Annotated in this window: 14 protein-coding genes; 9 read left to right on the top strand and 5 right to left on the bottom strand. The window is 43.9% G+C overall.

What is annotated here, in order from left to right:
• Positions 1–42 precede the first annotated feature (42 nt).
• From ABR189_RS17660 to tamL, 4 genes are all read left to right on the top strand, one after another.
• The gene (locus tag ABR189_RS17660) at positions 43–1,518 is read left to right on the top strand and encodes a glutamate synthase subunit beta (RefSeq protein WP_354661787.1); all 1,476 of its coding nucleotides are present in this window, start codon (positions 43–45) and stop codon (positions 1,516–1,518) included.
• Positions 1,519–2,007: 489 nt separating this feature from the next.
• Positions 2,008–2,595: a hypothetical protein gene (locus ABR189_RS17655; RefSeq protein WP_354661786.1), complete on the top strand. Its 588-nt coding sequence runs from the start codon at positions 2,008–2,010 to the stop codon at positions 2,593–2,595.
• A 633-nt stretch (positions 2,596–3,228) separates the two neighbouring features.
• The gene (locus tag ABR189_RS17650) at positions 3,229–8,271 is read left to right on the top strand and encodes a translocation/assembly module TamB domain-containing protein (RefSeq protein WP_354661785.1); all 5,043 of its coding nucleotides are present in this window, start codon (positions 3,229–3,231) and stop codon (positions 8,269–8,271) included.
• A gap of 17 nt (positions 8,272–8,288) precedes the next feature.
• Complete coding sequence (gene tamL / locus ABR189_RS17645) at positions 8,289–10,847, top strand: translocation and assembly module lipoprotein TamL (RefSeq protein WP_354661784.1); 2,559 nt, start codon at positions 8,289–8,291, stop codon at positions 10,845–10,847.
• Positions 10,848–10,853: 6 nt separating this feature from the next.
• On the opposite strand, the gene ABR189_RS17640 is transcribed toward tamL, so the two are convergent.
• Positions 10,854–12,590 carry a thiamine pyrophosphate-dependent enzyme gene (locus ABR189_RS17640; RefSeq protein ID WP_354661783.1) on the bottom strand — a complete coding sequence of 579 codons (1,737 nt, stop codon included), beginning with the start codon at positions 12,588–12,590 and terminating at the stop codon, positions 10,854–10,856.
• Between the two features lie 180 nt (positions 12,591–12,770).
• Here ABR189_RS17640 and ABR189_RS17635 point away from each other — a divergent pair, with 180 nt between their 5' ends.
• On the top strand, positions 12,771–14,006 hold the full coding sequence (locus tag ABR189_RS17635) for an outer membrane protein assembly factor BamB family protein (protein WP_354661782.1): 1,236 nt from the start codon (positions 12,771–12,773) through the stop codon (positions 14,004–14,006).
• 103 nt (positions 14,007–14,109) lie between these two features.
• Positions 14,110–14,475, top strand: coding sequence for a septal ring lytic transglycosylase RlpA family protein (locus tag ABR189_RS17630; RefSeq protein WP_354661781.1), 366 nt, complete (start codon positions 14,110–14,112; stop codon positions 14,473–14,475).
• A 52-nt stretch (positions 14,476–14,527) separates the two neighbouring features.
• Here ABR189_RS17630 and ABR189_RS17625 read toward each other — a convergent pair whose 3' ends face one another.
• Positions 14,528–15,124 carry a type 1 glutamine amidotransferase domain-containing protein gene (locus ABR189_RS17625; RefSeq protein WP_354661780.1) on the bottom strand — a complete coding sequence of 199 codons (597 nt, stop codon included), beginning with the start codon at positions 15,122–15,124 and terminating at the stop codon, positions 14,528–14,530.
• A 362-nt stretch (positions 15,125–15,486) separates the two neighbouring features.
• Here ABR189_RS17625 and ABR189_RS17620 point away from each other — a divergent pair, with 362 nt between their 5' ends.
• Together ABR189_RS17620 and corA are read left to right on the top strand one after the other, a co-directional pair.
• Complete coding sequence (locus tag ABR189_RS17620; RefSeq protein WP_354661779.1) at positions 15,487–16,749, top strand: DUF3472 domain-containing protein; 1,263 nt, start codon at positions 15,487–15,489, stop codon at positions 16,747–16,749.
• Between the two features lie 211 nt (positions 16,750–16,960).
• A complete protein-coding gene (gene corA / locus ABR189_RS17615; protein ID WP_354661778.1) occupies positions 16,961–18,073 on the top strand; it encodes a magnesium/cobalt transporter CorA in 1,113 nt (370 codons plus the stop codon).
• A gap of 5 nt (positions 18,074–18,078) precedes the next feature.
• Here corA and ABR189_RS17610 read toward each other — a convergent pair whose 3' ends face one another.
• The 3 genes from ABR189_RS17610 to ABR189_RS17600 all read right to left on the bottom strand — a co-directional run bounded on the left by ABR189_RS17610 (position 18,079) and on the right by ABR189_RS17600 (position 21,523).
• On the bottom strand, positions 18,079–18,705 hold the full coding sequence (locus tag ABR189_RS17610; RefSeq protein WP_354661777.1) for a hypothetical protein: 627 nt from the start codon (positions 18,703–18,705) through the stop codon (positions 18,079–18,081).
• A 64-nt stretch (positions 18,706–18,769) separates the two neighbouring features.
• The gene (locus ABR189_RS17605) at positions 18,770–19,276 is read right to left on the bottom strand and encodes a DUF2480 family protein (RefSeq protein WP_354661776.1); all 507 of its coding nucleotides are present in this window, start codon (positions 19,274–19,276) and stop codon (positions 18,770–18,772) included.
• 147 nt (positions 19,277–19,423) lie between these two features.
• Positions 19,424–21,523, bottom strand: a complete 2,100-nt coding sequence (locus ABR189_RS17600) for a peptidylprolyl isomerase (protein ID WP_354661775.1) — start codon at positions 21,521–21,523, stop codon at positions 19,424–19,426.
• A gap of 765 nt (positions 21,524–22,288) precedes the next feature.
• Between ABR189_RS17600 and nadA the strand changes: the two genes are divergently transcribed.
• Positions 22,289–23,296, top strand: coding sequence for a quinolinate synthase NadA (nadA, locus tag ABR189_RS17595; protein ID WP_354661774.1), 1,008 nt, complete (start codon positions 22,289–22,291; stop codon positions 23,294–23,296).
• Positions 23,297–23,697 lie beyond the last annotated feature (401 nt).

Below are 23,697 nucleotides of genomic sequence, written 5' to 3'. Positions count from 1 at the left end.
TTTAAAGTTCCCCCTCTGTACGAGGGGCTAGGGGAGGCAAATATGGGCAAACCAACAGGATTCCTGGAATTTACAAGAGAACTACCCGGCAAGGCAGACCCCCGGGAGAGAACCAGGCATTATAACGAATTCGTAGCACGCTTTGAAGAACCAAAGCTGAACCAGCAGGCGGCCCGCTGCATGAACTGTGGTGTACCTTTCTGTCATAGCGGATGCCCGCTGGGCAATGTTATACCGGAGTTTAATGATGCCGTTTACCGCAAAGACTGGCAGGAAGCATATGATATCCTGACAGCTACCAATAACTTTCCGGAATTTACCGGCCGTATATGCCCTGCTCCCTGCGAAAGTGCCTGTGTACTTGGTATCAATCAACCGCCGGTAGCTATTGAAGAAATAGAACGTCATATCATAGAAATCGCCTTTGATAAAGGCCTGGTACAAGCCAAAGCACCACGCATGCGCACCGGTAAAAAGGTAGCCGTGATTGGTTCCGGCCCCGCCGGACTGGCAGCGGCTGCTCAGCTCAACTATGCTGGTCACCAGGTTACCGTGTTTGAAAGGGATGATGCGCCCGGTGGATTACTCCGCTATGGTATCCCCGACTTTAAACTGGAAAAATGGGTGATAGACCGCCGGATCAAATTGCTGGAAGAAGAAGGAATTGTATTCCAATGCAACGCCAATGTAGGGGTGAACATCCTGGTAAATGACCTCCTCCGCGAATACAATGCTATTGTATTGGCTGGTGGTGCTACCATTCCCCGCGATCTGACCATCCCCGGCAGGGAACTGAAAGGGGTACATTATGCTATGGATTTCCTGAAACAGCAAAACAAACGGGTGGCCAGCAGAAATGTAGACGGGGAAGATATTATGGCAACCGGTAAAAATGTAATTGTAATTGGTGGTGGTGATACCGGATCAGATTGTGTAGGTACTTCAAACAGGCATGGTGCGCAAAGCATTACGCAACTGGAGTTATTACCCAAACCTCCGGGAGAACGTACTCCTTATATGCCATGGCCTACTTACCCGATGGTATTGAAAACATCCTCTTCTCATGAAGAAGGTGCAGCCCGTCAGTGGGCTATTGCCACCAAAGAGTTTATCGGTGATGGCAAGGGCAACTTAAAAGCATTACGCCTGGTAGACCTGCAATGGTCTTTAGGTGCAGATGGCAAACCCGCCCGCTTTACTGAGGTGGCCGGATCAGAAAGAGACGTTCCTTGCGAACTGGTATTGCTTGCTATGGGTTTTGTACACCCGCAACATGCCGGTATGCTGGAAGAACTGGATGTGGAAAGAGATGAGCGTGGAAATGTAAAAGCCAGTGAAAAAGCCTATCAAACCTCTATTCCAAAGGTATTTGCTGCGGGCGATATGCGTCGTGGCCAATCCCTCGTGGTTTGGGCTATCAGCGAAGGCCGTGAATGTGCCCGCAAAGTGGATGAATTCCTGATGGGAACTTCCCAACTGGAAAGTAAAGACCACTCCCTGCAGGCAATGGCTCTGTAAAAAGAGCGGTTAGCTTTTAGCCATTAGCTGATAGCTGATCAAAGCGAAGATTAAAACATAATACGTTATTACTAATAGCTAAAAGCCAAACAGCTGATAGCTTTAGTTCATCTCTCTCATAAGCAGGTTTAGATTTTGTTGTAACCTTCAGCCGGGCCGGGTTTTTACCCGGCCTTTTGTTTTTATCAGATCTCCTTACAGATGCACCCATATATGTTATGCATATTCTCTTCTTATCATAAGCCGGCCGTTATTCCGCCCTTATAGGTTTGAGATGGGGATTGGTGCATCTCGTTTATCCATCCTCTGGTTTACATAGCATGCGTTGTCAGGCATTTTAATTATTAAGCGATACAAATGCTGTATCAGTAGAATTAAATACCCCATTCAGCTATTACCTCTGTACCGGTAAGCCCCGGCCCCTATTTTTGTCTGGTTATGCGGTTAAAACTACTCCTTCCGTTTCTTTATTTAATAACGCTGCTGCAAATGGCCAATGGGCAAGACACCATTGCCCTGCGGCCCACGCAGCAGCTTACACCCAATGTCCGGGAGTATAAAAAAGGCATTTACCGCTCCTTCCGGGAATTTCAAACCAACAGCCCGTCAGAGTACGGGGAACTGGTGACTAAAACCCGGAGCACCCTTGCACAGCTATCTCTGCAGGCTAAACGCTCCACCCTTAAAGTAATAAATGCTACCGGTCAGGAACAAAAGCCAAAATCGTACTGGGGGTTCTCTGACGGAAAGGATATTTATGTAAAAGACAATGGCCTTAACAAACTGCTGATCACCGGATATTACTGCCTGTATGAAATTCCGGTACTGGCACCGGCACGTAGTGCCATTGACCCTGCCACTATGACCATCAATAATACCACAACGGCCAGCAATCAAAAAAAAGTGATCAACATTGTTTCAGGAGAGGTATATGAACTCACCCCCTACAACCTGAAGAAATACATTCTGCCACAAGACCCCGAATTACTGGCGGAGTTTAATGCTGATAAAGCCAGGAAAGACCAATTAGAGTATTATATCCGCCGGTTTAATCTGCAAAACCAGGCCGGACGATAAAAGAGCTGCGAGCCACGAGCAGAATGCAGCGAAGGAGGGTTAAGTCTACCTTGAAGTATGGTTAAAGCATGGCTAAGCTATAGTAAAGGCATAGTTAAAGCGTTCCAAACCTATTTTAGGACGAGTCACCCTATGCTTGAAGCATGGTTAAAGCATGGTTAAAGCATAGTTAAAGCATAGATAGAGTATGAATAGTGCATAAAAGGCTATGAAATGGGTTTAACAAAAACATCCTGCGGGGCAAAATTACCACACAGGCAACAGATCATTAGCATATAACTATCATTGAACCTTCCGCTGCATTGAGCTAAAAGCTAACTGCTAATAGCTAACAGCTTTCTTCCGCTGCATTAAACTAAAAGCTAACTGCTCATTAGTTCAACATTTACTACTTTTGCTGCGTTTACCCATTTCAGGAAACAGTAGTAGGTGTTGTGCCGGAAATCAGTACGTGGATTATTTTTCACACCCTGACGCCTGTCTTCACGTACGTATAACCATGCAGGGATGCTTGTTACCCCCATTCCCCACGGGTATGGATTTTGTAACATGCTAAACATTAATACCCAGTCGTTTAAACTATAAACGTCGTAATACGTTTATTCAGTAAATTACTATTTGTAAATTATCATAGTGACAGAACCAGCAGAAACCGGAGAGAAACATGGCCGCCCCTGGTGGCGTTGGCTTTTATGGATTATTGTAGCGGTGCTGCTATTGCCCGTTATGGTAGTGCTTTTATTGCAATTAACCTCGGTACAGGACTATCTGCGCCGGCAGGGAGAATCATATTTGCAAAAGAAACTACATACTAAAGTCCGTATTGGCTATCTGCATGCCAGAGGCTGGCAATATTTAGAACTGCGTAACGTATTTGTTGCAGATACTACTAATCAGGCCCTGTTCTATACCGGTTCCCTGAAAGTGCGGTATAATCTGCTTTCCTTCTTAAATAATGAACTGAACATCAATAAACTGGAATGGGATACCCTGTTGGTTAATATATACCGCCATCAGGGGGATAGTGCCTTTAACTACCAGTTTATAGCAGATGCTTTTGGTAGTACAGAGGCTCCTCCTGATACACTTGTACCGGCTACCGGCACCACCTTACAGTTTAAAATAAAAGACATTTCTCTGCGCCAGGTAAAAGTGAGCTATATTGATGCCCCCGGAGGAATGACCGCCGTTTTAACCTGGCATCAGCTGCATGTAGACCCGGATGATCTGCTGATTAACGATGGGGTATATTCCTTCAGGGGAATAAAATTGGATGGGCTAAAGGGATTGTTTAAACAACAGTATATCCCTAAAACATTAACTGCAGCCGCTCCGCCTCCACCGCCAGCAGATACTTCCGGCAGTACACTTCACCTGCTCCTGAAAAAACTACAGATCACCAATAGCAGTTTTGTTTATGCGGATGAAGGCAGTGGACTCAGTACTGCCTGGAAAATAGGGGAATTGATGCTGCGCAACAGTAATCTCGACCAGGATTCTACCCGCATTCAGATAGGCGACCTCAGTATCAAAAACACCGGTGGGCTGCTCACCATGCTGCCGGCAAAGGATACGACCACACCTCCGCCAGATTCCACTCCTAATACCTGGCAGGTATTTGCTACCCAGGTAACTATGGACAGACTGGCAATGCGGTATGATAATGGCGCCCCGCCGCCTAAAGCTGCAGGGCCAGATCCGGATTATAACCACCTTTTCCTGACAGACTTTTCTACCCGTGTTGGCAATATACGCTACAAACCGGATAGCATTTCGGCGGTAATGCACAGCCTTAAAGTAAAAGACAAGTCAGGGTTTGCCATCCGGAAGGCCAACATGAAGTTCCTGTTCACGCCGCAAAGCCTGGCACTGCAAAACTTTCTGATACAAACCAATCAAAGCCTTTTACGCCGGCATATAGCCGTTAGCGTTCCTTCCTGGTCCACTTTATCTCAAAACATGGACCTGTTGCAGATAACTGCCAACCTGGATTCTTCCCATATTGCACTGGGAGAGTGGCTGCCTTTTGTACCGGATGCCCGTAAAAACAAATCATTTGCTCCCCTTTGGCATAAACAACTTACCCTCGCTGCTATCATAAAAGGTAGCCTGGGACAATTAAAAATAGAACAACTGCATGTAACGGATAATGATGGCAATATCCTGCAAACACAGGGAGAAATAGCCCACGCTACAGATGTAGACCGCCTGCAGGCTAATCTGCCTTCGATCTTGCTGCAATCCGGCAACAAGCCACTGCGCTCCTGGTTGCCGGCAGGTATCTTACCAGATACACCGCGCCTACCGGAACACCTGCTGCTCACCGGCTCATTTAAAGGGGGGATGCAGGATATGCAAACACAACTTCAGCTGAAAAGCGAATCCGCCAATGCAAACCTGTCTGCCCACCTCATCAACATTACAGATAGCCTGCGTAGCAGGTATGAGGTAAATCTGTCCGACTTCCGGGTACATCCAGGCGTATTACTGTATGATACTACCTTCGGATGGATCTCCGGACACATGGTAGCACAAGGCCAGGGATACAGTCTTCCGGACATGCTGGCTAAAGCCGCCATACAGTTGGACCATGCCACCTATAATGGCTACACGTATCAGGATGTAAACATCAAAGGTCATATTAACAAAGGTCTGTTTGAAGCTACTGGCGAAAGTGCGGATACCAGCATCACCGCAAACTTCAACGTTAGCGGACAGCTGGCAGACACTACTGTAAGAAATCTGAAAGCAGTAATGAACCTGGCCAAAGCAGACCTCTATGCCACCAACTGGTATGATAAACCCATGATCTTAAAAGGTAACCTCCTGGCCGACTTTTCCAGCCTGGAACCCCGTCGCCTGGAAGGGGGTGCCTGGCTTACCGACTGGCAAATAGCTGCAGAAGGACAGGTACTTCCGGTAGATTCTGTACTGCTGATAGCACACTGGCAGGATCAGCAATACCTTTCCCTCCTGGGACCATTTGGCTTTATCAAAGCACAGGGTAATGTGGATTATACCAAAGTAGGAGGGGCGATGGGCCAACTGATTAATAAACCACTACAACCTATCGATTCTTCCAGGATTGTACAACTTCCGCCAGACCAGCAACTACAGTGGACAGCTGCTTTATCATGGCCTACCAGCCTCCAGCCGCTTTTACCAGGCTTGCGCATGGAAAAGCCGCTGATCATTGATGGCCGGATGAACAGTGATAGCAGCCTCCTGGTCTTAAATGCTGCACTACCTAAACTGAATTACGATTCCCTTCAGCTGGATAGTATGCTGGTAAAGGCACACATCCAGGATACCACACTGAAAGCGGTCATTTCCCTGGCAGCTATTAAGCACAAAGTTGTACCCCTGTACCACACGCAATTACAGACTACTGCGCACGCCGGCCTGGTGGATTGGGACCTTGACCTGGAAGATGTAAAACATTTACCCAAATATAAAGTGGGCGGCTTACTCCGGTTCCTGCCAGCCAACGTAATGGAGCTGTCTTTAAAACCAGATCTGCTGCTCAATAAAGCAAAATGGACCGTAGCAGAAAATAACCTCATACGTATCAAAGATGGCGGACCAGATACCGCCAATCTGAAACTTTCCTACGGCCAGCAATCCATACAATTATCTACCCAGCAGGATTCCAGTGGTAGCAAACCTGCTTTCCTCGCCAGTATAAAAGACTTCCAGCTATCTACTATCACCGGTATGCTGGCGGCAGATACCCTGCTGGCTAATGGCGTGCTCAATGCAGATGCACAGGTGCGCAACTGGGACACTTCTCCGCTCATCAACAGTACGCTTAAAGTAGACAGTCTTATTGTACAGGGAGCTGCGATGGGCACGCTGAACGCACAAGTGGAAACACCGGTACCTGCTCAATATAAACTGGATGCCAGTCTTACCGGCAATGATAATGATGTAAAAGTGGCTGGTACCTATGACAGTACTATTAATGCAGCGGTGAATATCGCAAAACTCAATATGGCTTCTTTCGAACCATTTACATTTGGGAATATCTCCCGTATGCATGGTACCGCTGATGGCCAGTTTACCATAAAAGGTACTACTGACAAGCCTAATGTAAACGGTAACCTGCATTTTAATAACGCAGGAGGTACTATCACCTACCTGGGCAGTGATCTTACCCTGCCTGATGAAACCATTATTATCGATGACAAAGGTATCCAGCTGAATAAACTGGTTATTATAGATAGTCTGAAAAATGAACTGGTGGTGGATGGCCGCATTAATACCAAAGACTTTACAAACTATAGCTTCCGGCTGGATGTAAATGCAGATAATTTCATGGCACTGGGTAAGCAGCAAAGCCAGGACCAATGGATCTATGGACCGGCATTCATTGACAGTAAAGTAAAAATCCGGGGTAATCTTGATTTACCCCGTGTAGATGCTACCGTTAAACTGAGGGATAAGTCCAACATCACCGTAATGCTGCCGGATGATGCACCGGGGCTGTCCGACAGGGAAGGGGTCATCGAATTTGTAGACAAATCCAATCCGGTAGATTCCAGTATGCTGGCCAAAGTGGATAGTTCCAAATTTGAAAACCCACGCCTGAAAGGCATCATATTTTCCGGCATTGCGGAAATAACGCCGGCATCTACCATCAAAATAATCATTGACAAACAAAACGGTGATTATGTAGAAGCAAAAGGTACCGCCAATATTAATGCAACATTGGACCCCAGCAGTAAAATGAGCCTCACCGGCAGATATGAGATAGATGGGGGTAAATATGAAATGTCATTAAACCAGCTGATCAAACGGTCATTTACTATTCAGAAAGGTAGCTTCATCTCTTTCAATGGAGAAGCCACCAGTGCGGATCTTGATATTACTGCCAAATACACGGTAGAAACTTCTGCTGCAGATCTGGTAGCTGATCAGATCAGTGGTAAATCAGAGTCAGAAAGAACCCGCTTTAAACAGCGCTTACCTTTTGATGTGTACCTGATGATCAAAGGCAACCTCATGAAGCCTGATATCACCTTTATGCTGGATATGCCGGAGCGGGAACGTAATGCACTGGATGGTGCGGTTTATAATCGTATCAAACAAATCAACCAGGTAGAGTCTGAGCTGAATAAACAGGTGATGGGCCTGCTTGTTTTGAACAGCTTTATTCCTGAAGATCCTATGGCTACCCTGAATAGTGCCGGTGGCGGTGGTATTGGTAATGCGGCTAAACAAAGTGTAAGTAAAATATTATCACAGCAGCTCAATAATCTGGCCGGCAACCTTATTAAAGGAATAGATCTCAATTTTGACTTGCAAAACAAAGAAGACTACTCCAGCGGCGCTGCACAGGAAACGACTACGCTTAACGTGGGTGCTTCCAAAAAGCTCTTTAACGACCGCTTGACTGTTTCAGTTGGCTCCAATATAATGCTACAGGGGCAACAGCAGTCTAATGCCAGCTCCCTGGTAGGGGATATCTCTGTAGAATATCAGCTTACCCGTGATGGCCGCTATCTGGTACGGGTATACCAGCGCAATAAGAATGAAACTGTAGTAGAAGGACAGATAATAGAAACCGGTGTGGCTTTTGCGCTGGTAATGGACTACGATAACTTTAAAGAGATTTTGCAGCGGGCCAGAAAAACAGATAAAAAAGAAAAACTCCGCAACAAGGAGCAAAAAAAATAAACGCCTACATAACAGGAATGCGGAAAGGAAACAGCAATATCGTTCAATTAATAACACTCTGGCTCCTGGGCCTGGGTATCAGCTCCTGCAGTACCACACGTACTGTACCGGAAGGTGACCGCCTGTATACAGGTGCAACTATCAAATGGGAAGATAAAAACAAGCCTAAAGATTACGGCACCCTGAAAGAAGGTATGGAAAAAAGGGTACGCCCGGTGCCTAACAGCAAGTTCCTGGGAATGCCTATAAAACTCTGGCTCTACAACCTTGGTAATGAACCTAAGGGAAAAGGGCTGAATTATTTACTCCGTAAAAAATGGGGACAGGCACCTATCCTGCTAAGTCAGGCCAAACCAAACTATACCGCTGAGGTGCTGCAGGAATACCTGGTAGATCATGGTTATTTCCAGGCAGCTACAACATCAGAAATTAAAAATGAAGGGAAGAAAAAAGCGGATATCATTTACCGTTCTACCGCTAATCACCGCTATACCATCAAAAGTGTAACCTTTGAAACAGACAGCAGTGCACTGGGAAGGACAGTATATGCTACTGCCGGCAACAGCTCCCTTATTGTAGGAAAGCCATATAGCCTGGATAGCGTCAAGGCAGAACGGGAACGCATACATGCCATATTGAAAGAACAAGGGTATTATTACTTTACGCCTGATTACCTGCTGGTACAGGTGGATAGCACTAATGCGGGTACGGTAGATTTATTCCTGAAAGTAAAAGAAACCACCCCCAAGGTGGCTCGCCGCCCATATAAGATGCATGATATTACCCTATATCCTGATTACACACTGGAAGGTGATTCTGCAACTATAAGAGGAGAAGTGATCCATTATCAGCACCTGGATATTATTGATCCGCAGGAACGCTTTAAGCCCATCGTTTTTGAACGCTCCGTTTTCCTGCGGCCGGATAGTTTATACCGGCTCAGCTCACATAATATTACTTTACAAAGACTGGTAAACCTGGGTACGTTCAAATTTGTGAAAGGAACGTTCTCTCCTATACGGGATAACAGCGCTTCCAGGAATCACATGCTGCTGGACAGCGCCAGGGCAAGAAGGGGGCGGTTTCCGGAGGACAGTTTATCCAGAAGACAGCAACGGTTGTTGTGGGACAGCACCAAAATAAAAGAGGTACTTCCCGCAGATAGTGTACAACGTAAGGCCTTTGCAGTAAAAGACAGCACGCTGGCACAGGATAGCAGTAAGCCTAAAAGTGGCAGGCTATTAGGTGAAACCGCCATGTTACGGGATAGCCAGGTGGTAAGCGACAGTGGGCTTTTAAGTGCAAAATTCTATCTTACGCCTTATCCCCGCCGCTCTTTGCAGGCAGAATTAAGAGGCACCTCCAAATCAAATGGTTTTGTTGGTTCTGAGGTAAGAATCACAGCCCGCAACCGTAACTGGTTGCATGCTGCCAATCTGCTGGAATTATCCCTGGCAGGAGGGATGGAGTGGCAAACCGGAGGCAGGGGAAAGGCAGCGGGATCTAATTCTTATAGCCTGAAGGGAGAAGCGTCTGTAACAGTACCACGCTTCCTCACACCTATCAGAGGGATTAACATACGTACACCTTATGTGCCCAGAACACGCATCAGCCTGGCATATGAATTATATAGCCGGCGGGACCTGTATAATCTGAATGCTTATTCCGCGCAGCTGCAATACCTCTGGCGCAAATCAGCATATCTTGATCATGCCCTGGCACCGATTTCCATTTCATATGTATTGCCTACCAATACTACTGCGGCATATGATAGTATCCTGAAAGTGGATCCCAGTCAGCGTAACGCTATTTCCAAACAGTTCATCCTGGGAAGTAACTATACTATCACCTTTAATAATCAGTCTGATAACCGTATACATGGTTTCTATATCAGCGGGAACATTGATGTTTCAGGTAATCTGATGGGACTTCTCATTAAAAAAGGAGCAGACAGCACCCGTAAAATTTTTAATAATCCTTTTGCCCAATATGGCCGGGTAAGTTTAGATGCCCGTCATTACTGGAAGCTCAGCAAGGGTATGACCTGGATAAACCGGTTGTACGGAGGATACGGTCTGCCTTATGGTAATTCATCCACACTTCCTTTTGTAAAACAATACTTTACAGGAGGAAGCAGCAGTATCAGGGCATTCCGGGTAAGGACCCTGGGGCCCGGTTCCTACATCCGGCCAGACACTTTATCAAATCTGCTGGCCAATGAAGCAGGGGATATTAAACTGGAGTTTAATTCTGAACTGCGTATGCATTTGTTTAGCGTGGTAAATGCTGCCCTTTTTGTAGATGCAGGTAATATCTGGCTACAGAAGGATATCGCTGAAAAACCTGGCAGCCAGTTTAAATTCAATCGTTTCTATAAAGAAATAGCAGTAGGTTCCGGCGCAGGCTTACGTATAGATGCCTCTATTGTGGTAGTACGCTTTGATCTGGCCTTCCCGTTACGTAAACCCTGGCTCCCTGAAAAGGAACGCTGGGTAATTAATAAGGTACGTTTTGGAGATCCTGACTGGAGAAAAGAAAACCTGGTTCTGAATATCGCTATCGGATATCCGTTCTAATCATAATTACAGCACATCTTTCAGATGTTTATAATTGGACTTTATCGAATCAAATACTTCCTCATACCGCCCGCTTAAAATCAGTTTCCCCATCCAGAGTGCAAAGCCTTTCATTTGTCCAAATTCGACCTTTGGTGGCATCGCAAGTGAGTTGGGATTGGTAAAAATATTCACAAGCACGGGCCCTGATTCGTTGCAGGCTTGTTCGAGTACTGTGGCCGTTTCTTCCGGCGTTTTAATTGTAAAGGCTTTAAATCCCATTACTGCAGCTATCGCAGCAAAATCAGGATTCACCATATCTGTTTGCCAGTCCGGCAATCCGGCAACTTCCATTTCCAGCTTTACCATTCCCAGAGAACGGTTATTGAAAACGATCACTTTCACGGGAAGTTTATATTGAATGATCGTCATGAGATCACCCAGCAGCATAGTTAGGCCCCCGTCACCACATAACGCATATACCTGTCTTCCCGGTGTCGCCAGTGCAGCCCCAATGGCCTGTGGCATAGCATTAGCCATGGACCCGTGATTAAAAGATCCCAGGAGTACCCGTTTGCCTGTAGCTTCCAGATAGCGGGCCGTCCATACATTAGTCATACCTGTATCTACTGTAAATATTGCGTCCTGTGCCGCCAGTTTGCTGATAGTAGCTGCCACAAATTCCGGGCTGATGGCTTCCGCTTTACCCTGGTCGTCCACATATGTTTCCAGGCGCTTTTTTACCTGCTTATAAAATTCTACCATTTCATCCAGGAACTGGGTATCCTGTTTCTCCTTTAATAGTGGTTGTAATGCCTGCAGGGTGTCTTTGATATTACCGCATAACCCCATCTCCAATGGCGCACGTCTGCCCAGCCGTTCCGGCTTCAGGTCTATTTGTACTATTTTATTATCCGCCGGTATAAAAGGAGTATAGGGAAAATCTGTACCCAGCAGTAACAATACATCTGCTTCATGCATACTTTTATAAGCAGATGCCAGCCCCAGTAAACCAGTCATACCAACAGCATAGGGATTATCATATTCCAGGCCCATTTTCCCACGGAAGGTATACCCCACTGGTGCTTTTAATAATGCTGCCAGCTGCACTACTTCATCATGCGCATCTGCCGCCCCGATGCCACAGTAAATCGCTACTTTACCGGCATCCAGTAATAATTGCGCCAGTTGCCGGAGTGCTTCATCAGCAGGCCGGATAACTGATGCTGACCGGTATAGTTGTACAGAGGAGGTAATATCTGTGGCATCTGCAGCAGCCACATCTCCGGGGAGGCCCAGCACGGCTACGCCATTTTTGTGTACTGCATGCTGCAATGCAGCCTGCAGCATACGCGGTACCTGCGCAGGCGTTGTGGCAACCTGGTTATAATAGCTGCAATCATCAAATAGTTTGGTAGTATTTGTTTCCTGGAAATAATCGGTACCAAATTCATTGGTAGCAATTGTTGAAGCAATCGCTAATACCGGAGCACCGGACCGGTGTGCATCGTACAAACCATTGATCAGGTGTACATGGCCTGGGCCACTACTACCCGCACAGCAAGCCAGGCCTGTCAGCTGGGCTTCTGCGCCCGCAGCATATGCACCTACTTCCTCATGACGGACATGAATCCATTGTATTCTGCCATTTCTCCGGATAGCATCGTTTAAGTGGTTCAAACTGTCGCCAGTTACTGCATAAATACGTTTAACACCAGCTGTGGCCAGCATATCCACAATCTGTTCTGCTACTGATTTAGCCATATATCAGGTTTTACATTTTAATACAAACACAATAACTATACCTGTGCCCGTGGGTTTATAAAACATATTACCAGGCATATTGTTCTGCTTTCCCACCAACCCTCTCTATTGCAGCTTGTATAATAATCCCTAAAAAAAGTTAATGAAACTGTATATTCAGCGGTATAATTTCCCTACCTCATGAAACCTTTATTTGTACTAGCACTGGCAATACTTTGCCACACTGTCCTGCAAGCCCAGCACTTAGGGCGTACTGCCAGCAGGAATAATTTTACCATTACTGCAGATGTTGCCGATGCCCCGCAGGTAAAATGGCAATTCAACACACAAAGACCTATTGTGGCCTCTCCCGTAATTAATGGCAATTCCCTGTTTGCCGGAGGAGGAGATTCTACGCTGTATGCACTGGATAAAAGAACCGGCAAAGAATTATGGAAATACCGCACTGGTGGTGCTGTAAATGCGTCTGTGGTTTGTGATGGGAATGCTGTTTTTTTTCTTAGCGCTGATGGTATCTTTTATGCGCTCGATATACATCGGGGCCAATTATTGTGGCAGTTTAAAACAGAGGGGGAGGGCAGAACCGATACCTGGGATTATTTCCTTTCTTCCGCAGCCATATATGATGGGGTAATTTATTTTGGCAGCGGAGACTGCCATATTTATGCCTTAGACGCCCGTAATGGCCAGCTCCGGTGGAAATTTAAAACGGGAGGTCCGGTGCATGCCTCTCCCACAATTTCTGACAATGCAATATTAATTGGCAGCTATGATGGCTTTTTCTATGCCCTGGAAACCAATGGTCAATTACGGTGGAAATTTGACACCATCGGAGAGCGGTACTTCCCTGCAGGAGAAATTCAGTTTCATGCAGTAGCCGCTGATAGCAGTGTGTATTTCTGTTCCAGGGACTACAATGTATATGCTCTCCATGCCCGCACCGGTAAAGGATTATGGGTATACCGGGAACCTGGCAGCTGGACCAGCGTTCCAAGCCTGGCAGGCAACCGGCTACTGGTAACCACTTCGGATACCCGGCGGGTATTATCCTTCCATACAGGCTTTGGTGATTTACAATGGAAGGCTGATGCCACTATTAACATCTTTAGCAGTATCACTACTACTCCTAAATTTGGTTATGTGGGTGCTTTAAATGGTAAACTTTATAAGATAAATTTAAGTACAGGGCATATCAGGGATATCTTCCAGACGGTAGCCAGCAAAATAGCCTATAACAAGTTCTATGATCCTGCTACCCAACAGTTAAGAACCAACTTAATGGAAACGTATCAGCAGGATTACATAAAGATGTATGAAGCGTATTCAGAAATGGGAAGTATTCTTTCTACCCCCTGGATAGAAAATGGTGTATTATATTTTGGGAGTACAGATGGCACCATCTACGCACTTCAGTAACCGTTATTAGGGTTATTATGATCACCCGATACAATAATTGTTGTTAAGCGCTGTTTTTCAGATAGTGGTATCTTGCAGTATTAAAGCAAAACAGATGTTAAGCATGGCTATACGATATATTACAGGCATCATATTGCTGGTTGCATGTTTCTCCTCCTGCAGCCCCAAGGTAACGCAAAGTGGAAAGGCCTCTTTTTATGCGGACTATTTCAAAGGCAGGAAGACTGCCAATGGTGAAATCTTCAGACAGCGCAAACTCACGGCTGCCCATCGGACACTCCCTTTCGGCACTAAAGTAAAAGTAGTGAACCTGGCTAACGGACGTACAGTAAAAGTACGGATAAACGACCGTGGTCCTTTTGTAGATGGACGTATCATTGACCTTTCTAAGAAAGCCGCCCGCAAATTAGATATGATTAACGCTGGAGTAGCTTCTGTAGAAATAAAGTATAAAAAGATAAAGAAATAAGAATGGGGAAGGCTGACTAAAAGGATATTCTCTTTTTAGTCAGCCCCGGATATTACTTCATTTTCTGGCTTTGAAAAGCTTGTTCACGAGGCGCTTCCTCCTGATGTTTTCCTTCTGCAATTTCTTCCAGCATCTTCTTACAAAAGGCAGGTAAATCTCCAGGATTCCGACTGGTAACCAGGCCGTTATCTACAACCACCTCTTCATCTACCCAATTAGCCCCGGCATTGATAAGATCCGTTTTAAGAGATTTATAGGAAGTTACTTTTCTTCCTTTCAGCTCACCTGTTTCAATTAATGTCCAGGGGCCATGACATATTGCAGCAATGGGCTTACTATCATCAAAAAAGCCGGATACAAAATTAACAGCATCTTGGTTTACCCGTAGCAAGTCGGGATTAATCACACCTCCTGGCAGTACCAATGCATCATAATCCTGCGCGTTTACTGTATCCACAGTTTTATCTACGTCATACGCTTTCCCCCAATTTTTTTCTGCCCAGGCTTTTACTTTACCTGGCTGCAAGGAAATTACCTCTGCCTGGGCTCCGGCATCCTGCAGCGCTGCCAATGGTTGAGTAAATTCTGATTCCTCGAACCCATTTGCCACCAGTATAGCTACTTTCTTATCTTTTAATTGCTTTTCCATAATAATCAGTTTTATGTATGATAATGGTTAAATGTCATTACTATGTCCAGGTCCTTCTTTCTATTATCTATCGCCTTATATTATTGCCACAAAAACGATTCCTCCGCAAAGCATCTCCCACAAATCCACAATAGTGAAGGTTTAGGCTAAAATCACCCGGTTATTTCCTGTGCAGTTTTGTACTCATATCGGGGATAATACAGGTGATACACCTCCCATTTACTGTCTTTTATTACCGCAAATTGCCTGACCAGCTATTACCGCAATTAATTATTCTCATACCAGCGTCAATTTTATCGGCCAATAGTTGCATATGGCACCTGCATCTGCTTTATTTGTAGTACATCATCCCAAACTTCGCAATGATCCGATATCAACTGAAAGCACTGGCAGCAATTTGCTGTATGATTATTAGCCACACTACGCTGGCGCAATCCACGCAAATAACTATTCCCGGATTTACAGCCTATGCAGCGCCCCAGGAAGAAGGGGTAAATATTAATGAAAGGAGAGGAGTAGCGGGGTGGACAGATGCTGCAAACACGGTTAACTTCTATTTTTATGTAAGTAATCCCGGTAATCTAAAGGTTATATTACAGGCAAAGGCAGATGGTATCAGTAAGGTAAAAGCCACCCTTAATGGTGTAGATAAAACCATCTCAGTCCCTGCAGTAGCTGATTTCGTTACAATACCCGTATTGGAAACGAAAATAAAGAAGACCGGATTTTACTCCCTTTCACTAAAAGGGCTGGAAAGATCAGGTAAGGTGTATGCTGATATACAGGGCGTTTCATTAACAGGAACTGCTACAAAAGATATACAGTTCAATGCTAAATCCTGGCGCCGTTCTGCTTCGGTGCATCTGAACTACCCGGTGCCGGACAACAAAAATGTAGAATGGTTTTATGGTGAAATTAAGGTGCCGGAAGGTGAGGATAAACTGGGTACTTATTTTATGTCCTGTGGTTTTCATCGTGGATACTTTGGGATGCAGGTAAACGGGCCTTCGGAAAGAAGGATTATTTTCTCTGTGTGGGACGCCGGTGGAGAACCAGAATCCCGGGACAAAGTAAAATATGAAGATCAGGTTACCTTGCTGGCCAAAGGAGACAGTGTACATGCCAGCGGATTTGGCGGTGAAGGTACAGGTGGCCATAGCCATTGGGTGTATAATTGGAAAGCTGGTCAAACTTACCGGTTTCTGATGCACAGCGTTCCACAGGGCACTACCACTACTTACTCTGCCTATTTTTACGTTCCTGAACATAATGAGTGGAAGCTAATTGCCAGCTTCCGGGCACCCAAAGATGGGAAGTACATGGGGCATTTATATTCCTTCCTGGAAAACTTTTACTTTGAAAACGGGCAGCTTTACCGCAAGGGCTATTTTGGTAACCATTGGATAAAAACCAATGCAGGAGAGTGGATAGAACTGACTAAAGCGAAGTTCAGCAATGACGCAACTGCTAAAGCCAAAGACCGTCTTGACTTTGGCGGAGGATCAGAAAATGGGTGGTTCTATTTATGGAATGGCGGGTTTATCCCAGCCAATGCTAAGTATGGGGATGTTTTTGAAAGACCAGCTACGGGGAAGCATCCTGAAATTGATTTGCCAAAATTCTAGGCTCAGCTACAGACAGCAGCTACAAAGTTATCTATATAGCGTACCTCTAAAGAGGTACGTTATTTTTTTGGACTCACCGGATTCTTTACCATAATGGGGTACGTTTTCCGCCAGCTTGGCTTACCTGCCAGTATATGCATCAGATGGTTGGTCCCTGGGCTTTTTTCCTTTAAATTTACTTTGTGTATTACCCTACTGTCTAATATTACATATGCCCAGAAAAAAAATAATACCCATTCCTGATGTGCTGGATGTATTGAACCCTTTCAAGGTGAAAAAGCAGCGCATTATGAACTTCAATCCCGCAAACGGAGTAGCTACCAGGCCTCAGGCAGAGCATGTAAAGATTTCCGTTTTTGATTTTACGCCAGGGAATTGTGATGAAGTAATTATAGACGATAATAATATAGCAGCAGCTTTTAAATATCTGGATACACCAGCAGTCAGCTGGCTAAACATTGATGGTATCAATAAGGAACAGGTACATGCACTTTGTGAACATTACCAGATTCATTTTCTGGTAGAAGAAGATATTCTTAGTGTGGGGCAGCGGGCCAAAATGGATGAGATAGGAGATACGCTTTTTTGCCTGTTGCCTATGATCTATTTCAATACAGAAACCTCCACTGTAGAGCAGGAGCAGGTGAGCATCGTATTAGGTAAAAACTTTGTTATCTCTTTCCAGGATGATCCATTGAGAGATGTATTTGAGCCTATCCGGGACAGGCTCCGCATTCCGGGTACCCGTATTCGTACCGCCGGTGCCGACTATCTTTGTTATGCCCTTCTGGATATGATTATTGACAACTATTTTATTGTGCTGGATAAACTCGGCGAACGTATAGAACTGATGGAAGAAGCTGTACAGCATCAGCCCACTACCAGGGCTTTGGCACGTATAAATTTCCTTCGTAAAGAGTTATTATTATTCAGAAGAGCTATTGCTCCGGTCAGGGAATTGGTGAATGGCTTTTTAAAAAGTGAAAGTAATTTGCTGGAAGATCGTATTACCAAATACTATAAAGATGTATACGACCATATTCTTCAATGCAATGATCTCACGGAGAATTACAGAGATATGGTGCTCAATCTGCAGGAATTATATCATACCCAGCTAAATGTGAAAATGAATGAAGTGATGAAGGTGCTTGCAGTCGTAACTACTCTTATGGCACCTCTTACTGTTATTGCCGGTATCTACGGTATGAACTTTAAGCATATGCCGGAGTTGGAATCCCCCCATGGCTATTTTATTACCCTGGGAGCAATGGGACTTATCTTTGTGCTGATGATCATTATTTTCAAGAAGAGAGGCTGGTTTTAGTTTGGCTATTGCCAGCTTTCAAGTATATGATGAGGTACACTATATTTCCATAAAACAGGTACCAGCACATTATTTTCATCATACATGGCACCTCCAATCAAAACGGTCTGATTATCCACCCAGATTGCTTCTTTTATCAGGGTAGACGGCCCTGTAAAAAGGATTCTTTCCCTTTTTTTGGTTTGTACATTTATAATGGCCACTTCTGTGTCCGGTTCTCCGCTTTCCAGCACTATCTGACCTTTTTTGTTTTTGCGTAGGAAATTTCCATAACTCAGCAAGTCTATTACCTGGCTACTATCAGGGCTATATATGAAGTATGGATTAAAATCATTGAACTGTTTTGCCGGCATTATACTGCTGATCTCTGCAGGCAGGGTATCTGCGTCTGCTATTTCAAGACTATCGAATGTAAATTTCTGGTGCATGCTGCTGTCCAGCCAGCCCGTCCATTGGATCATCCGTTGTTCTGTCCATAGCTTTACGGTATCCCTGTATTTATTTGTATTTACAGCTACCGTATCTTCTTTATTATCCTGTTTATTAGTATTACATCCATTGCAGGCAGATAATCCATAAATACCAGCTAATGCAATAAGAAAAAGGAACGAAAACTGTTTTTTTAGTCCCATAGTACCTGCTTTTGTAATTCCTTTTGTGGAGTTTTAGCAAAATGCCTGCCGGGAAGCCAGACAACTATCTTTTTTTATAAATAGGTACAGTGGAACATGGTTCTCCGTACATAATGCTTTTCACTACAGGTACCAACAGCCTGGTAATTTCAGCATAGGCAAGTTCTCCTACACTTTTATCCCCGCATCCTTTTATAACCACCCGCTTGTCTGCATAGGCAGCAACATCTATCTGGGATAAACTTTTCAGGAACAATGTATTATGCATAAATGCAGCATCTCCAAAGGCGGCATATGCTGCCATAGGAGACAGGTAAGTCATTACCAGCATGTAAGCCCATAATGGGATCACGGCATCAGCAGTGCAGGTGATAGCCACATTCTTATCCCGGTACTGTTCCCAATCCAGGTTTTGCATAGCTGTGCGGAAGTCCTTTTCTTTTAGAATGAGCTCCATGAACAAATGCGCTTTCATGTCAAACACTACAATTTCTCCTTTGGGATAATAATCTTCCAGATCCAGAGTGATCAGGGAAGTATTCTGCGCCACTTTATTGATGATTTCATCCATGATTTGCTTTATTAGAATAATACAAATTTACGAAATCCCCGGCTCACATAAGATGATTAGCCTTAAGCTCACTGTTGACGGGCTTATGAAATAAAAATGCCGCGCAAATTGCGCGGCATTCCCCTTAAAATAGTTATAATATATTGATTAGAAGAACTTAAAGCGGTTATCTTCCACTTTACTCTTCTTTTTCAGTACTTCAAATAACTGATTATCCAGCATGGATTTGATGCCTTGTTCATAAGCAGCCTGCATAGTAGCCAGGTCTTGCGCAGGTTGAGCAGCTGGCTGGTAAGCATCCACTTTTATTACGAATACACCACCATTACCTTCAATAGGTGCAGAAACTTTAGCTGTACCCCATGCTTTATTAAATGCCGCACCAGCTACTCTTGGTTCAAAGCCCATAGAAGCAATAAATGGTGTTGCAAAAGTTACGCCTTCAGCATGCAATACTGGTTGACTGGTTGTTTTCGCAGCAGCATCCAGTGAAGCAGGTGTTTGCAGTTTGGCTATAATCTGTGCAGCTTTTTTATTTTTCTTTACTTCAGCAGTTACCTGTGGTTTAACATCTTCCAGCGGAGCCAGGCCTTCTTTACGAATGCTGGTTAAAACAGCTACTACATATTTATTTTCAAAGGAAAATACGGTACTAACATCCCCTTTCTTTGCTTCATAAGCCCAGCGTACCAGTTCACGAGCCTGGCCAATACCTGGAATTACAAAATCCATTGGGCGGATATTATCTGCAATCCTTTTATTCAAACCATCTTTTTGAATGGTTTTATCGAAAGCTACCTGAGAGTTATTCTTACCGGCAAATTCATTTGCTTCAGCATATGCTTTACCGTCTGTTTCTTTACTTGCATCTACTGTTTTTGCCAGGTAGGCAACTTTTACAGCAGGACCGAAGTTCTTCTGTTCCATTACCTGTACCAGGAAATAACCATAAGGTGTTTTCATTACTTTAGACTGTCCTTTACTACCATCAAAAGCAAAGTCCTTTACTTCTTTTACCGGGAAGTTAGTAGTAGGAGTCAGTTCATACTCACCCCCATTAGCCTTACTGCTTTCATCATCAGAGTACATGGCTACCATCGTAGCGAAATCAGCACCACCTTTAACAGCAGTTTCTACGCTATCAATACGTCTTTTAGCGATAGAATCAGCCAGGCCCTGTTGTGTGCTAACCAGTACAAAACGGATTTTAGCGGTATCCGGCATCGTTTTACGATCCAGCATTTTTGCAAATGCTACTGTATTACCATCATAATATGGTCCGAAAATAGCACCGATTGGTAAATCCACTACTGAATCCTTATGAGGTACCATGCTGCTGCTCTTTGGCACATATCCATCAAAAAACTTCATTTCAGAATTACGGTTAATAAAACCGGCGATATCTTTAGTGGTATCCATTTCTGCTTTCAGTTCTACCATTAATTTCATGGCAGCAGCGGTATCAGCAGCAGAAGGTAATGCGTCAAAAGACAGATATTCTACTTTACGGGACTCTTCTACTTTAAACAGTTCCTTGTGATCCTGGATAAATTTATTGAGTTCGGCATCTGTTACCTGTATGGTAGAATCTGCAATAGAAGCATAAGGTACATTTACATATGATACAGTAGCTGTCTGAGCATTATCCTTTTGTTGCTGGTCTGCTAACCACTTAGGATAATATACTCCCTGCTTGATCAGGTTCTGATATTTTTGTTGCTGTTGCGTTTTGGCCACTGCATCTTCCAGCTGACGAACCATTTCACGCATTCTGCCTGTTTTATCCTGACTTACATTACTATATGCCTGTTTTACGAGAGCAGGGTCAAACTGGCCGGTTTGCGGATTGGTAAAATATTGCACCACTATTGGATTAGGGTGTTTACCAAAAAACTGGTCTACCTTTTCTGCTTCTGTCACTTCCACTCCCAATTTTTCAAATTGTGCAGTCATGATCTGTTCATTCAAAAAACGGTTCCAGGCTAGCTCCTGGGCATACTGGCGGGTTTGGTCGTTCAAACCACCGGGACTTTGCTGACGAAGATTCTCTTCTTCATTCTTTATCCGTTGATCATACTCTGACCGATCCAATTCTTGTCCATTAACTTTTCCCACGGTATTGGAGCCCTGGGATAAAGAACCTCTACCAAAGAAGGCGTCTTGCAGAAGGAAACTCACAATAGCCAGACAGATCACTACAACGATCGTTATGGCATACTTGTCCCTGATTTTTTGAATAACTGACATATATTATATAGTCTACATTTTAAGGAAAGCAAAAATAGAATAAATAAACTGTAACTGCAAAACAGTATTTCACCTATTCAAAATCAATACAGCAGGGCTTTTTAGCCCATTACGACACCTTTATCCATTTTTTTGAATTAACACGTTATTCACATTACGACGCTTTTTAAGGCCTTTTACGGTGCATTGTGGAATACTATTTGAATGGCATATACAGCATATCTTCGAGGTGTTGATAACCCAATATTTGCCGGCGCCGAATATTCACATTTTGGAAAGCTCTTTTTAGGAATTAACAGAAAATTGTGAATAATAGAAGTTGGAGGAAGCAATGGCTCGAAATTTTTCAATTGATGCTTCAGGGAAGAATTTTTCCACATCAGCTGTTAGGAACCCATGCGTAAATCGCAAAAACTATGGGAAAACCACCCCTTAGGTACAGGTAAAACTAATTTTGTAAATCTCAGCAAAGTTGGTTTCCCGGATCTTAATTCAAATTTGGGGAAACTGAGAGGATGCTGTTAACACGTTTTTAATACGCTTTCTGAAAAAAAGATTTTCACTAAATGGGATATCCACGTATGTGGATGAAATTATAAAAAATGAGTAATGACGGGGATTTTCTATGTTAATTTCCTGTGGATAGCATTCAAAAAAATAATAACAACTACATTTGTATATGGTTGGAAAAAATTAGTTTCCACATATTCACGTCCCTAGTAGTAATGGGTTTTTCTTTTTAATTAAATAAAGAGATATATAGTTATGATTACGGAAATCGCTAACGCGAAAAAAAATTTGCAACGCAACGGATTTTTAGATATACCCGTGGATGTTCGTTTAGACTTATTTGCGGAAATCGAAAGATTAAAAAAGGAAAAAAATGCGATAGTGCTGGCACACTATTATCAGGAACCAGATATCCAGGATGTAGCAGATTACATTGGGGACAGTTTGGGACTTAGTCAGCAGGCCGCAAAAACGGATGCAGATATTATTGTTTTTGCTGGTGTTCATTTCATGGCAGAAACAGCGAAAATTCTGAGCCCTCAGAAAAAGGTGCTATTGCCGGATCTGAAAGCTGGTTGTTCCCTGGCAGACAGTGCACCTCCTGAGCTGTTTAAGAAGTTCAGAGATAAATATCCTGATCATCTGGTGATCTCCTACATAAATTGTTCAGCAGGTATCAAGGCGCTTAGCGATATCATTTGTACGTCTTCCAATGCCGAAAAAATCATCGAAAGCGTGCCCGCCGGTAAGGGGATTATCTTTGCACCTGACAGAAACCTTGGGGCTTATTTAAGCAAAAAAACGGGTAGAGATATGATTTTGTGGAACGGGGCATGTATGGTACATGAAATTTTCTCCCTGGAAAAGATTACCAAGTTGAAGGTTAGACACCCCAAGGCTAAGGTGATCGCACATCCGGAGTGCGAAGCTGCCGTTTTGGCGATTGCGGATTTTATCGGTAGTACAACTGGTTTGCTGAAATTTACACAACGGGATGATGCAAAAGAATATATCGTAGTAACTGAAACGGGGATTTTACACCAGATGCAAAAGGAAAATCCTGGTAAAACTTTTATTCCGGCTCCTCCGAATAATGCATGTGCTTGTAACGACTGCCCACACATGAAACTCAATACACTTGAAAAGCTCTACTTATGCATGGAGTATGAAGAACCGGAAATCACTATGGAGGAAAATCTCCGTATCGCGGCTAAAAAGCCCATTGAAAGAATGTTGGAGATTAGTGCAGTAGCCGGGTTATGATTATAAGTATTTGATATTCAGTTAGTTATAGTATATTTCTTCTTTAGTTAACAGCTGTAATTTTTAAGAGCTTTGATACGAAGGCCCTGAGAATGTGATACTTCGTACGTATATGGGGATTCATGCAATTCTCAGCCCATTACTATGGCTTTGAGAATGTGATATTTCAATTTTTTGTTTAGGAGTCTGTAGAAGCAGGAATTATAAAGTGATTTATCCCCTTTTGTAGAAAATGTTTGTTGGCCAGGATAAGCCTTATTATTTGATTTACGTATAAAAATAAAGACAATTCGATATTTGAAAGCCCTGAGAATCGCATATTTTTTTTGCTCCTGTGCCTACCCTTTGTACCTATAATTTTATACAATTGTCAACGCACATGTAATAAGCTGACAGTGCAG

The organism is Chitinophaga sp. H8, assembly GCF_040567655.1.
Classification (GTDB): Bacteria; Bacteroidota; Bacteroidia; order Chitinophagales; family Chitinophagaceae; genus Chitinophaga; species Chitinophaga defluvii.
The sequence above is the reverse complement of the archived record's forward strand: the minus strand, read 5'-3'. Positions and strand labels throughout refer to the sequence as shown.